This window comes from Planococcus sp. BI3, assembly GCF_056680115.1.
This window is the reverse complement of the sequence record NZ_CM155266.1, coordinates 3,776,413-3,789,742: the sequence shown is the minus strand read 5'-3', so window position 1 is coordinate 3,789,742 and position 13,330 is coordinate 3,776,413. Positions and strand designations below refer to the sequence as shown.

At 44.5% G+C, this 13,330-nt stretch carries 11 protein-coding genes; 2 read left to right on the top strand and 9 right to left on the bottom strand.

The features are described from left to right. Positions 1-19: 19 nt before the first annotated feature. The 7 genes from AC1MEO_RS18625 to AC1MEO_RS18595 all read right to left on the bottom strand — a co-directional run bounded on the left by AC1MEO_RS18625 (position 20) and on the right by AC1MEO_RS18595 (position 9,495). Complete coding sequence (locus AC1MEO_RS18625; RefSeq protein WP_480333297.1) at positions 20-955, bottom strand: polysaccharide biosynthesis protein; 936 nt, start codon at positions 953-955, stop codon at positions 20-22. A gap of 33 nt (positions 956-988) precedes the next feature. Next, a complete protein-coding gene (locus tag AC1MEO_RS18620) occupies positions 989-1,684 on the bottom strand; it encodes a CpsD/CapB family tyrosine-protein kinase (RefSeq protein WP_480333295.1) in 696 nt (231 codons plus the stop codon). After that, positions 1,626-2,414, bottom strand: coding sequence for a YveK family protein (locus AC1MEO_RS18615; protein WP_480333293.1), 789 nt, complete (start codon positions 2,412-2,414; stop codon positions 1,626-1,628). The genes AC1MEO_RS18620 and AC1MEO_RS18615 overlap by 59 nt, the downstream gene beginning before the upstream one ends. 162 nt (positions 2,415-2,576) lie before the next feature. Further along, positions 2,577-3,272 carry a response regulator gene (locus tag AC1MEO_RS18610; RefSeq protein WP_480333291.1) on the bottom strand — a complete coding sequence of 232 codons (696 nt, stop codon included), beginning with the start codon at positions 3,270-3,272 and terminating at the stop codon, positions 2,577-2,579. 18 nt (positions 3,273-3,290) lie between these two features. Continuing rightward, positions 3,291-6,584: an ATP-binding protein gene (locus AC1MEO_RS18605; protein ID WP_480333289.1), complete on the bottom strand. Its 3,294-nt coding sequence runs from the start codon at positions 6,582-6,584 to the stop codon at positions 3,291-3,293. A gap of 356 nt (positions 6,585-6,940) precedes the next feature. Then, a complete protein-coding gene (locus AC1MEO_RS18600) occupies positions 6,941-8,011 on the bottom strand; it encodes an alpha/beta fold hydrolase (RefSeq protein WP_480333287.1) in 1,071 nt (356 codons plus the stop codon). A gap of 158 nt (positions 8,012-8,169) precedes the next feature. Next, positions 8,170-9,495, bottom strand: a complete 1,326-nt coding sequence (locus tag AC1MEO_RS18595) for a sensor domain-containing protein (RefSeq protein WP_480333285.1) — start codon at positions 9,493-9,495, stop codon at positions 8,170-8,172. A 611-nt stretch (positions 9,496-10,106) separates the two neighbouring features. Here AC1MEO_RS18595 and AC1MEO_RS18590 point away from each other — a divergent pair. Further along, positions 10,107-10,883, top strand: coding sequence for an NRDE family protein (locus AC1MEO_RS18590; protein ID WP_480333283.1), 777 nt, complete (start codon positions 10,107-10,109; stop codon positions 10,881-10,883). Between the two features lie 148 nt (positions 10,884-11,031). On the opposite strand, the gene AC1MEO_RS18585 is transcribed toward AC1MEO_RS18590, so the two are convergent. Further along, on the bottom strand, positions 11,032-12,000 hold the full coding sequence (locus AC1MEO_RS18585; RefSeq protein ID WP_480333281.1) for an SMP-30/gluconolactonase/LRE family protein: 969 nt from the start codon (positions 11,998-12,000) through the stop codon (positions 11,032-11,034). Between the two features lie 376 nt (positions 12,001-12,376). Here AC1MEO_RS18585 and AC1MEO_RS18580 point away from each other — a divergent pair, with 376 nt between their 5' ends. Further along, positions 12,377-12,682: a hypothetical protein gene (locus tag AC1MEO_RS18580; RefSeq protein WP_480333279.1), complete on the top strand. Its 306-nt coding sequence runs from the start codon at positions 12,377-12,379 to the stop codon at positions 12,680-12,682. 152 nt (positions 12,683-12,834) lie between these two features. On the opposite strand, the gene AC1MEO_RS18575 is transcribed toward AC1MEO_RS18580, so the two are convergent. After that, positions 12,835-13,320, bottom strand: a complete 486-nt coding sequence (locus AC1MEO_RS18575; RefSeq protein WP_480333277.1) for an SRPBCC family protein — start codon at positions 13,318-13,320, stop codon at positions 12,835-12,837. Positions 13,321-13,330: the final 10 nt, after the last annotated feature.

The following is a 13,330-nucleotide window of genomic DNA, read 5'->3' as shown; positions in this document are numbered from 1 at the left end:
TCTCCAACCCTTTCCGGCTTTATTGCTTAATGATCGAGATAACCAATTCCCGTGCCTTTTCTTCCGAGGCTGTTTTCAACTGTTTTAAGATGCGTGCCAGCTCTATTTGGCTGAGTCCCGCTTGTTTTTGAAGGTCAGACATGCTGGCTTTTTCTTTTTGCCGCAACAAACTGCCGCTGTCTGGTGCTGTCTTCATCCTGCCAGCTTGAAGAATGTTTTGTGCAGCCTGCGCGACTGGTGTACGCTCTTCAAAGGATCGATACAATTTTTGGGGCGAATGCAGAGCTGCCATGTTTGCAGGCAAACGGATAATCGTGAACTGAGTCTGACTTGTCAATGAGATGCTTTCAACAATCATTTCCGCCAATCGTTTGGCAGCTTCTGTGAGATTGCGGGGTTTTGCTGCCTGCTCTGAGGAAACCAAAACAACAGTATGGATGCGAGAGCGGTTTGCCGCTTCTGCAATATTATTTGTTCCAAAAACATTAGCATACAGTTCGCCAACTGCTCCATCTTCCGTAAAATCAATTTGCTGATGCCCGGCTGTATGGTAGATGATATCAGGCTTATAGAGCCGTACTGTTTCGAAAAGACGCTTCTTATCCTGCGTATTTATGACAATCGGAATGATTTCTGTATGCTTTTCCATTAGTTTCTGCAACTTATCCTCAACCAAATAGAGGGATTGCGGTCCATGTCCGAGCAGCAAAATTCGAGCGGGTTGAAATTGAATCAGCTGACGGCTGATTTCTGAACCGATCAATCCGCCTGCGCCGGTCACCATGACGGTTTTTCCTGTTAAATGCGGAGCTGTCAGCAAGACTGCATCCTCTAATTTTTCTTCGATATTCTCAAATCCATCCATTACGAACGTACGGAAATGGCGAAAGAGTATAAGAAAAGGCATTAGAGAATGATGAAGAATTTCGTGTAATCGCTGTTTATCCATCTTCATCCCTTTTCTCCCTTTCCCATCAGATCCACCCGATTAATCAGAATAATTATGGTAATAGTAATTTTCTTTATTCAGCGGGTAATTATTCAAAACGACACCCAAAATAAATGCCTTTGCTGTTGCTAAGGAATCGCGCGCTTTTTCAACACTTACCTTTTCCGATTTGCCGGTATTGACCACCAGTACAGTACCGTCGCATTTGTTCGCAAGAATCTTGGAGTCCGTTACCGATAGGATTGGCGGTGAGTCAAAAAGGATATAATCATACAATTCCCGCATCTCTTCCAGCAATTCGTCCAACGCCGCCGACTCCAGCAATTCCGCCGGATTTGGCGGAATCTGTCCGCTCATCAGCAGATCTAAATTGGGGATGCCGCTCGATTTCACCGAATGCTTGAGCTTGCCTCTTCTTAATAATAAATTGGAAAGCCCGGTATTATTCCCTAATTGGAAAGTCCGGTACAAAGTCGGCCGCCGCATATCCGCATCAATCAATAGCACCTTTTTTCCTGTTTCTGCAAATACAATAGCCATATTAGCAGCAGTCGTAGACTTTCCTTCTTCCTTTGAAGCGGATGTGAACAGGATAACTTTCGAATCCAATCCAGGGGTCGAGAAGTTGATATTGGTCCGAATGGTGCGGTATTGTTCAGCCGCAATCGATTGTGGGTTAGTACGAGCCACCAATTTTCGCGGCATTAATCTCTTTGTCTTTTTCATTGTCCGCATGTACATCCTTCTCCAATCTGCCAGTTAAATTTAATGGTTTTTCCATTTTCAAATTATTGTCTACTGGACTGACAATCCCTAGAATCTGGAGTCCCGCCATTTCTTCGATATCCTCTTCTGTACGGACTGTCGTATTCAATTGCTCCAGGATTAACGTGATGGCCACCCCAAAAACCAAACCGATAATGGTTCCTATCGCCATGTTAAAAACAGGATCAGGACGAATCGGCTTGGCATTCGGGTTTGCTTCCGCTGCAGCCAGTACACTGACATTGTCCACCTTCATCATTTGCTTGATTTCCTTTTGGAAAATCTTAGCTGTTGTATTGGCGATCAGCACTGCCTGCTCCATCGAAGAATCTTCGACGGACAAAGTGACCACCTGTGAACTTTCAATATTGTTGACCGCAATCCGTTCCGTCAGCGAGGAAATCGATTCGTTCAGTTCCAATTCCTCAATGACATTGGATAAAATTGCCGGGCTTTTGATGATGACGTTATACGTTCCGATCAATTGAAGATTGGTGTCAATATCGAGGCTGTCGAAATTCTGGCTGCCTGCAGTATTTTGGTTGATCAGGATTTGAGTGGTTGCCTGGTAAACCGGTTTCATGATGGTATAGCTTGCGACAGCACTAAAGACAATGAAAGCCAAAGTAACCAGGATGATTAATGCCTTTCTTTTTTTCATCGCTTTCAGGAACTTATTCAAGTTAAATGTGCTCTCCATGATTAGATCCTCCTAATGTTTATCCTATTGTGTTTCCTATCTTAGGACGATAAGGTTAAATATACGTTAAGTAATCTCAAAATTCAAACAAAATAGAATTCTTTTTCATTTTAGTGTGAATCAACATAAAAAAGCATCCGGCCTATGCAAGCCGAATGCTTTTCACTCCAATATGAATTTGTAGCCAAACCCCCGTACTGTCTGTATAAAGCTTGGATTGGCCGGATCCCGTTCGATCTTTCTCCGTAAATTGCTGATATGCACTTTGACTGTCTGGATATCCCCTTCAGAATAATAGCCCCACACCTGATCGTATAACTGTTCAGCTGTCCAGACACGGTTTGGCGTCTGCGCCAGCAGCAGCAATAATTGAAATTCCTTATGGTAAAGCTTCACCGGTTTTCCCGCAATATACAGTTCCCGCGCATCTACGTGAATGTGCAGATCTTTGTATTTGATGATGGTCAGCTCCTCTTCCCTGGCGCTCTTCCAACCGTTTCTCCGAAGAATGGCGCGGATGCGGGCCTCCAATTCATTAAAATCGAAAGGCTTGGTGATATAATCATCCCCACCCGCTTCGAGACCCTGAATTTTATACACCAGCTCTTTCCGATAGCTGACGAACAAAATCGGCAAGGTGGTCTTCAAGCGAATTTTCTCACACACTTCCAACCCATTCATGCCCGGCATCTCGACATCCAGCAAGATCAGATCCGGCTTTTCCTTTTCCAGCAATTCGAGCGCTTGAAAACCGTCTGCAGCCTGCAGCACCCCATAGCCTTTTTTCAGTAGAAATAAACGCATCAATTCTCGGATGCCTTCATCATCTTCTACGATCAATACAGTCGCAGTATCCATCTCTCTTCCTCCCTTCTGTTACTGGAAAATCAGCGGCAATACAATGATAAAGACGCTTCCTTTTCCTTTAGTGCTGTCGGCCCAAATCTGTCCTTTATGCGCCAAAACGATTTCTTTGGCAATCGCCAGTCCAAGGCCGCTTCCTTTATAGCCGGCGGAATTGTCGATTTTGTAGAAACGATCGAATATATGGGGCAAAGCCTCTTTTTCAATGCCACAGCCATTGTCGGCAATCCGAACCACCAATTCTCCATCTGCCTCTTCTTCATTCAGCAATGCGTCCCCATTGTTTTTAGCCAGAATTTCAGCAGACAGCGTGATCCTGCCTCCCTCTGAAGCAGTGTGCTTGACAGCATTCCAGAGAATATTGGAGATGACCTGATCAAGGCGATCCAAATCAATAGCCAGGAGCGCCTGATGGATATCATCGGGATTGTCCGTTCCGAGGAATTCGAACCTCCGGCCACTCTGCTTCACATCAGATGCCATGGATTCCACCAGCCGTTCCAGCCATCCCTGCAGATTCCGTTCCTCAAAGCGCAAGGTCATATTTCCCGACTTGTATTTGGTCAACTCCACAAGGTCTTCCGTGAGCCGCTCCAGAAGCAGCAGCTTTTTATGGATCATATCCAAATACCGTGGATTGTTTTCTTCAATCAAACTTTCTTTTACTGCCTGGATATAACTGTGGATCAGCGTTATCGGTGTCCCCAGCTCGTGCGAAATCGCTGACAGCATTTCATTTCGGGACTTCTCGATTTCTTGGATTTCATCGTTGACTGTCAACAGATTCATATTGGTGATTTCAAGCGCCATGGTCCGTTCATTGACATTGCGTTCAAGAAAATAGTTCAAGTTGGTGATTTCCTGTGTCAGGCTCCTCATATTCGCCAGCGTTTCGACGCGCAATAAAAACTCTTCTTTGTCGCAGGGCTTCAGCAAATAATCATTTGCGCCCGCTGTAAAGGCTTCCTTTTTTTCACGCATTCCGTCGGCGTGCGACAGCAGGAGAATCGGCAGTTCCGTTAAAGTAAAGTCCAAACGGATACGCCGGCATAATTCATCTCCTGTCATATCCATTAAATGCCCATCCATGACAATCAAATCCACAGGTTTGTCCGCCAGCAGCTGCAACGCCGCTTTTCCACTCTCAACGCCAAATGCCTGATAGCCCGCTGACAGCAATTGACGCAGCAGAACGAGGCGGTTGATTTCTTCCGATTCGATGACCAGGATATGAAGATTTCTTTTTACCGAACGCTCTTTCAGCATGGAATCAGCCCATTGTGAAGCGGTCAGTTCCTTAATGCCCCATTCAAAGCCATCCGGAAATTGTGAGGTCAATTCCTCATTCTGAACCGGCAAAGTGAAACTGAATGTCGACCCGGTTCCCATACGCGACCGGGCTTTCAGTGAGCCACCTTGGAGTTCAACCAGATTTTTGGCGATTTTCAATCCCATTCCCTGATTTCCAGGAAGCTTTTCCTGTGGGTCGGCAACTTCAAATAAGGAGGGAATTTGTTCTTCCTCGATGCCTGTCCCCGTATCCTTCACAGAAATTTCCAGTTGGTCTTCCAACAACCGGGCAGAAATGATAATTTCTCCTTGATGAGTATGTTTGATGGAATTGTCAATCAGGTTATATAAAATTTGTTGGACACGTTCTGGATCAGCCATCGCTTTCGGCAAGCCAGCGGGAACTGTATGATAAAGCTTGACTGGCTTTGACTGTAAAAGCGGGCGGCACAACGATAAAACTGTGTTGCAAAGCTCATCAACCGCAATCGCCTCCACGTGGAGCTGCATATGCGGCCGCTTTATTTTTGTAGAGTCCATAAGAGCATTGACTAAATGTGCCATATTTTTTCCACTCACCACCAACTCGTTCAATTGGCCGGCCATTAAAGGCGACATTTTTCCCACAGCGGACTCTTGGAGTGATTCCGCAATGCCGATCATGCCGTAAAGAGGCGTGCGCAAGCCATTGGAAGTGAACGCCAGTAACTCGTCTTTACGTTTATTTGCATTTTTCAACGCTTCAATTTCCATCAATTGGCGTTCATTCGCTTGACGATCCTGATGTACATGCTTTTCAAGAGCTGTTTTTTCTTTTGCCAGCAGCGCCTTTGCGGTATAAAGAAGGCTGAGTGCCCCAAATAGATAAAGCACGGATTGCAAAAACTTTACATAAGGCAAAATAGCCGTGGCCGTCAGAAATGTAATGATCAATGCTACTATTGATAAAAGCAGGCTAAAGGCATAAGGAGCTGCATAGGAAACGCCTTTGCTCCAAGCGCATAGAGAAACGCCGAAAGATAATATGAGTGACAGAAATACAGCTAGGGACAAAGGTAAATTTGCAATGGGATGAGTAAAGAAGGAAAGCACGATTGACAGCACTATAAGGACAGCTGAAGCTTTAACGAGACCATGCCAGGACCATTGCAAAGCAGACGGCAAAAGATTCCTGGTGATGAATAAAGTCATGATGCCAGCTGCTCCAAAGAATACCCATACGGTTTGTCCGTTCAGCAACCAGCCGAGTTCCGGCCATATATAAACTAAGCTTAAACCGGTCCACAGCGAAGAAACGGTAAAGATCGAAAGGCCCAATACTAAGAGATAAAGGAAGTTTTTCTCGCGGTAATTGAAAAACCATTTGATGCAGCCTACTGAAAACAGCAGGATCAACCCGCCGAGTAAGCCAATGATGGCATTTGTCTGCCGACTCTGCGCTTCAAAGGCTTTATGCTCCCAAATCGTTAAAGGGAGGTGCATTGCTCCTTGCGATTCGATTCTCATAAAAAATGTGCTTTCTGTCTTTTCCATTGGGAGCAGTGTAAAAACCAAATGGTGGTGGGGATAAGCCCCTACTGAATCTGAAACGGCAGTTCCCAGTTTAACAGCGTTAAATCTCCCTGAAGGATCCGGAGAATACAGAATCGCTTCGTCTACAGAAGGGTTAGCCAGTTCCAAAAGCCACTCCTGACCTTCAGATTGATCTTCAACAGTAAAGCTTAACCAATAAACAGCAGTGGATATGCCGCCGTTCGGGATCCCTTTTTCATTTGAAACAAACTTCCAATTTTGTGGGGGCTGCAGCAACTCATCTATCTCAAATGTCCCTTCTGTATCCTTGAGAATCTGCAGGTCACCAGTAAGCGGCACTTTCTCAACTTCCATATTTAAAATTACATTTCCGGCGCCGCCAGTTTCTGCAGGCGTTTTTTCAATTCCAAGAAAAAAGAAAAAAATCCAAAAAACGCAACAAATTCTAATAAAGATAGAAAGTTTTTGATCGGATTTTTTCATTTTCCCACCCCAATTAATCGAATAATCAGTAAAATAAAAAATCTGATTAAAGCATTTTTATGTTTTTGAAAAATCAGTTGATATAGAGCCTTTTCGGTAGAGCATGAAGGAATAAAGGTATATATGTTTACTTTAATTTACAATTTATGTATTTTTAATAGGATGTATGATTTAATAAAATCATAACATTTTTCATAGTAAAAGAAAACTTATTTTATATCTGAAAATTCAATCACTACCAATTACCTACTCATTTTACCATTTTTATTAAAAAGACTAAAACTCTTCCACCAAAAAACCACTTAGCTTGTGTCAGCTAAGTGGTTTTTTGGTGGAATGATTCATTGTTTCTCGATTTACTCTTTAACACTTTCAATTGTCTGAACAGCCAGCAGCTCTTTAAGATAACGATCAATCTGGCTATGATAGTCCTCCCCTTCGCCGCCAAATAAACCAAAGTGGCCGGCAATGCTGGAAATCACCTTTAATTCGCTGTTAGGAATCAATTGCTGTTCCCTTTCACAATCACTTGGCGGAAAGAACATGTCACTATCAATCGGCATTACAAAAGTCTTCGCTTTGATCCTGCCCAAGGCTGCTGCCAAATCGCCATCTGCATGGCGGCTGACATCTCCGCGCTGCCATTTCCAGCCCATTGCCAATAATGCATTGGGATCCATCATCTGAAAGAACGGTTCCAAAAATCCTGCCATCAGTTCATCCACCGTTTCCACACCAAACAAGTTCCATTTTTCCTGATTGAAAAATTCAGTGGAAAATCCCATTACTGCCCAAATATCCGCATGGCGTTTCAGGCCATCTGCCACTTCCATATTGGATTGGTATTCTCCGCCATTCCATCCGGGATCTGACGTAATGGCATCCATCAAGGTTTGTGTGAAAATAAAATCATGAATGGTGTTCTTGGCTGTACCGGCAATTGGCGCCGCACGCTTGACCATTTCCGGGTAGCGCACCGCCCATTCGTAAGTCTGCTGAGCGCCCATCGACCCACCCGCCACTAATGCCAGTTCCGTGAGCCCAAAATGTTCAGTTATGAATTGATGTTGTGCGCGGACATCGTCACCGATCCGTACCTGCGGAAAATTGCTCATCCCAATGGACGGCAGACTGTTATGGGGTGAACTCGACAAGCCATTGCCCAGCTGATTGACAACAATGATGAAATACAGATTCGGATCCAGCGCTCTGCCTTCACCTATGTAGCCCTCGTAATCCTTGCTGGTTCCGGAAAACCAGGTCGGCAGTAAAATCGCATTGGTTTTTTCCGCGTTAAGCTGCCCGTGTGCAGCATAGGCCAACTTGCATTCTGGAATTACGCCGCCTTCCTCCAATCTGAAATCTCCCAATTCATACAGTTGAAACGGACCATGATTTTCCTGTGAATAAAATGCATTCTCAATCATCACTGTCGCCTCCTTCAAAATATGAAACTTTCAGTATGGAAAACGGAATAAAGATTTGTCTGACCCTTTTCCCACCTATTTCCATTGTAACGCAACGTTGACACAAAAACGAAAGATTTCAGAATAATTAAAATAAAAAAGACATGAGCTCTCTCTGCTCATGTCGGACTCACTTGAAAGGAATTTTTCTCCTGTTGCTTGGCTTTGTACATGGCCATATCAGCACGTTTCATCATAACCGAAACCGAAACCTTTTCAGCTGGCGCGAGTGCAATGCCCATACTGATGGAAATTTCCAGCGACAGTTCCTGCACTTTAATCGGCTCTTTCATCACCCGGTAAATATGGCCGGCGACTTCCGCCACTTGTTCTTTGCTGTCGGTGTCTGCCAGCAGGATGACGAACTCATCTCCACCCAGGCGCGCAGCCATATTCTCTCCGAAAATGCAGCCACTCAGCCGGAAACCGAATTCCTGGATGACGGCATCTCCGATTTCATGTCCCCATTGATCATTGATTTCCTTGAAATCATCGATATCAAGGATGAGAACCGCCAAACTTTTTCCGCATCGATCATTCAGCTCCAGCTGAGACGTCGCATACTCCTGGAAATACCGACGGTTCGGAAGCTCTGTTAAAGAATCAAAATAGGCGAAATGCTTGAGCTGGCTCTCGTACTCTTTTTGGATGGAGATATCCCTCGCCACCATCACCATATGGTTAAACTGCTCGTCTTCATCGAAAACGGGGGTGCCATTGATTTCTGACCAAATCCATCCTTTTTCTTTATGGAGGAGCCGCAGCTGCACAATGTACGCGGATCTGTTTTCTGCCGCGCCTTCAAAAGCTTGATAAATAGAATCGACATCTTCCGGATAAACATTGAAAAATGGCTCTTGGCCAACGGCATCCTCTGCTTTAAAACCAAAGATATTTTCAATTGAAGGAGAGACGTACAAATACTTTTTATCGCGGTCCATCAAGATAATGACATCATGGACATTTTCAGCAATGATCCGGAAATTCTCTTCTCCTTCCTGATAAAGGCTGGCGACTCTGTCCAGTTCTGTCATGTCTTTGGCGATCATGTAAAATCCCGTTTTTTTATTTTCCGGATTTATTGGAATGAATTTGACCAGACAGGCTATAGATGCGCCAGATTTCAAAGTAAAATTCAGGCGGTGATCTTTAATTTCACCAGCAATCGCCGCTTGGAAATGTTCGCCGGCTTGTCCTTTATTCTTCATTACAACAAAATCGATGAAACTTTTCCCTGCCAGCTCTCTCATGAAAAATCCACTGAGTTTCTGCCCGGTAGCATTTCCGCCTGTAATAGAGCCTTTGGAGTCCAAGGTAAATATGGCAGCCGCGTTGCTGTCGAATAAGGGCCGATAACGTGCGCTGCTTTCCTCCAAGCGCTGACGGATTCCTTCACTTTCCAATAACGCCGTTTTTTCTTCAGTGATATCTTTTGCAAAACACATAATATGAGTACATTTACCTGCATCATCCCAAAAAGGAGTCAATAGGTTTTTCAAATAGAACAGCTGATTTGTGGGAGAAAAAAATGAAGTCTCATAACTTAATCTCGTATTTCTCTGGAATGCTTCTCCGTATTTTCTGTTCAGCAGCTCTGCTGTTTTAGTGGAATGAACTTCATTAAATGTCTTCCCGATTGAAGCAGAATTAAGGTGGGTCCTCTCCATAGCAGCAATGTTAAGAAACTCATAAGCAAAAGAACAATCTTCATTAACTTTCACAATAAACACCATCTCATTAATGCCTTCCATTAATACGCGCGCAAAAGATAATGAATTTTCTTGGTTAATTATGGCTGTTCCTCCTCTTCACTTGCAGATGATTCGGTTCTGAGAAAACTCTTTTAATAGTGTAGCAGAAAATACTTCCAATTGGAACTTTCTACCTACCAATAATTCGGAATTTTCCATGTCCAAGGTTTCCGGTACATCAATAGGCTGGATAGCCCGCTGACTTTCTAACCACAAAAAATATACTGCCCCTCCCAAATAATGGTGTCTCTTTCTGTTCACTCACTCATTTGTTGTATATAATAAAACCAAAAAGGGGAAAACGTATGTGTCTAATCAATCTTCAATTTCGCAACCATCCAACATATAAATTAATTGTTGCGGCCAATCGGGACGAATTCTATGGCCGACCTGCTGCGCCTGCTCATTTCTGGGAAGACGAACCTCATATTTTGGCTGGCCGTGACTTGACCGGAATGGGTACCTGGTTGGGCGTTACGAAGCAGGGCCGGATTGCAGCTTTAACAAACTTTCGGGATCCCACTAATCTCGAAGCTGGCCGATTGTCCAGAGGGGCAGTCGTCAAAGACTTTTTAGCCGGTACAGCTTCTCCAACGGATTATTTACAGTCGATCGACCCAAATCATTATGCCGGATTCAATATTATTATGGGAGATGCCAAAAAACTGGTGTACTACAACAATATCCAGAACGAATCGTATGACATCCCACCCGGCACCCATGGACTGAGCAACCATTTCCTGAATACGCCCTGGCCAAAGGTGACCAAAGGAAAAGAAAAGCTCGCTTCCTATATGGCACAGACCGACAAGCCGGACATGGAAAAGCTCTTCATGATACTGGCGGACGCTGAACATGCACCGGACACCCACCTCCCGGATACTGGGGTCGGGTTGGAGCTGGAGCGCATGCTTTCTCCCATGTTCATCAAAACACCGGATTATGGGACACGTTCTGCAACCGTTGTCCTGATTGCCCACGACGGTACCCTTAGCTTTGCCGAAAGAAATTACGAAAGGGGCCAATTCAAAAAAGACAGTTTTTTCGAGTTCAAAATCGAACAGGAAAATACCGCCGAATGACAGAGCAAACAGCGAAAAGCCCGACACTCCCTTTAAAGGATTGCCGGGCTTTCCGTTGTTGATCAAAGTGATCGATGTCTAGATGCTTCAGGTACGAAGTTATTCCACAGCTTTGTTCATTAAGTTTCGAACCCCTTCAGTAGATCGGCTACTGCAGTCCGTACAACGGCAATCCATCTGTTTTCACCTGAATACGCCAAACCTCATTTTTCGAGGATTCAGTTACATATAAGTAGCCGTCCTGGAATGTCAGATTGGTCGTGAAAGTTCCAGCCCCTTCAGGCAGACGGATGGCCCCATAGCCAAACCCACTTGCATCTTGAACAATAATTTCACCCGCCTGGAAATGGGCTACATACAAATTCCCTTCTTCATCGACTGCCAAGCCATCAGGCCCGATGCCCCCTTCATAGTAACCAAAGACAAATGGGGTTTCGGGGGAAGGCGGTGCATTCTTTGCCGGGACAGAAAGAACGCTGTTTTTCGCAAATTCCGAAATATACACACGCTGTCCATCCGCAGAAATTGCGACTCCATTCGGATAGGCGATTTTCTCTGCAAACAGTTCCGGCTCCGTGCTGCCTGCCGGGAGATAAAAGACGCGGCCGACTGGATTGGTCGCACTCGAGCCCATCGGTTCCGTGAAATACAAGCCGCCATCTTCATCGAATACCAAGTCGTTCAGTCCATTCAACGGCTTGCCTTCATACGTGCTGACAACGATTTCACTGTCTCCTGTTGCCGGATTATACGCATGGATCACCCCGGTGATATCCGTTATGAAAAGACGGCCGTCTTTATGAAACTTTGCCCCTACCGGACCCGGATATTCTTTAACATGCTCGACCTCGCCCTCTGCGACTGTCAGGAGTTCTCCCGACATCGGGCTGACCATCCAAATATTTCCTTCACGATCGAAGTTGATGCCTTCCATAAAACCTTCATCCCCAGCAACGACTTTTTCCCATTTAGCCTTGGAAGGAATAATTTCTGAAATATCATGCCTTTCCGCTTTCGGCGCAGACTTTGCTTCATTTGTTGATTTTGCTACTGCGTATGTTGCTGCCACCAGCAGGAACACCACTAATAATGCGATTATTGCCCCTCTTTTTTTCATCTCCGGCTGCCTCCTTTTTTAAGTTCATATTTCACAAAGCACTTAATACAGGCGATTCAGCAGAGCAATTACATGGAGAAACCCATCTAACTCGAGCTGAATTTGCCGGAATAAGAAACTGCTAACACAGAATATACAGGCGAAGTCTGTTTAAAACAACCAGAATAACTGGCAGAGAACGCTAATTATTCAGTAACTATTCATCTATTTTAATAAGATTTTATTTGTTAAACTAAAGGTTTGCGGGACAGTTCAACACCCTAAAAAGACAGACCACTTATTCAAAGCCGTCTGTCTTTTTATATTTGTGGAAAATGGAGCATACGTGTATCATTTTAAAAACAAAGAACCGCCATATTTAAAAGGAGTGTTTCAGTTGGCGCCATCAAAAGAGACAGCTAAAGAATTTGCAGAGATTACAGATTTAGAAAAGCTCGAAGAAACCTATCAGGTAGATAAGGTGATCAAAACCACTTCCCTCTATACGATAAAGCTGATTTCAGGAAAAGAAACGCCTGATTTTTGCCGGGAAGTCTTGCTTCTTGAACACTTTCCTGCCCAGGAAGCAAAGGCTTACCTTTGGGTAAACAAGGTCAATTCCACTGCCACGCAGATGGAAGTCATGAGAACCATCAACACGGCGTTGGATAATCATTTTAAGTATGACAGCAAAAAAAACTGATTTGATTGGATGCTAAAGACAATTCCCTGGTTGGTGTCTGCGCCTCCCTTATCTTACACAACTAAAGTGAACGCAAAAATGATCCCAATCAGCAATGGGATCATTTTTTTCTGGCACTTCAATAAATAGTCGGGAAATTTCACAGCAGCTGCTTATTCAAACGAAACCCGCATACTCTCAAAAAGGCGTTTGTATTCCGGATACCAATGTTCCCACTCCAATGTCCGCTCAATTCCTTTTTTATCGATAAGAGCTTCAAGGACATCCAGGCATACATGCCAACCCGCCACATCTTTCGGCGTATGGTCGGTCAGTGTCCGGATCGTTTCCACCAGCTGGAGCCGAGTCCCGCCTTCTTCAGGCGTGAGTTCAAACAGGACATGGTCTTCGCCCCACTCAAACCCTAACCGTTTTTCTTCTTCGTAATCTGTGATTGCCATTTTTTCAAAATTGCCATGGCCCATATCAAATGTCATATAGCCGTCTTTGCCTGGTTTCTCCATCTGCAATCCTGCAAACCATCGATGGATCTTTTGATTGTCCGTCAACATCTGCCAAACCTGTTCTGGTTCGTGTGCCAGTTTCCGGTCAAATTTCGCTTTATATCCTTGTTGAGTTCGAGTAACTTCTGCCGTCATACGAATTCCT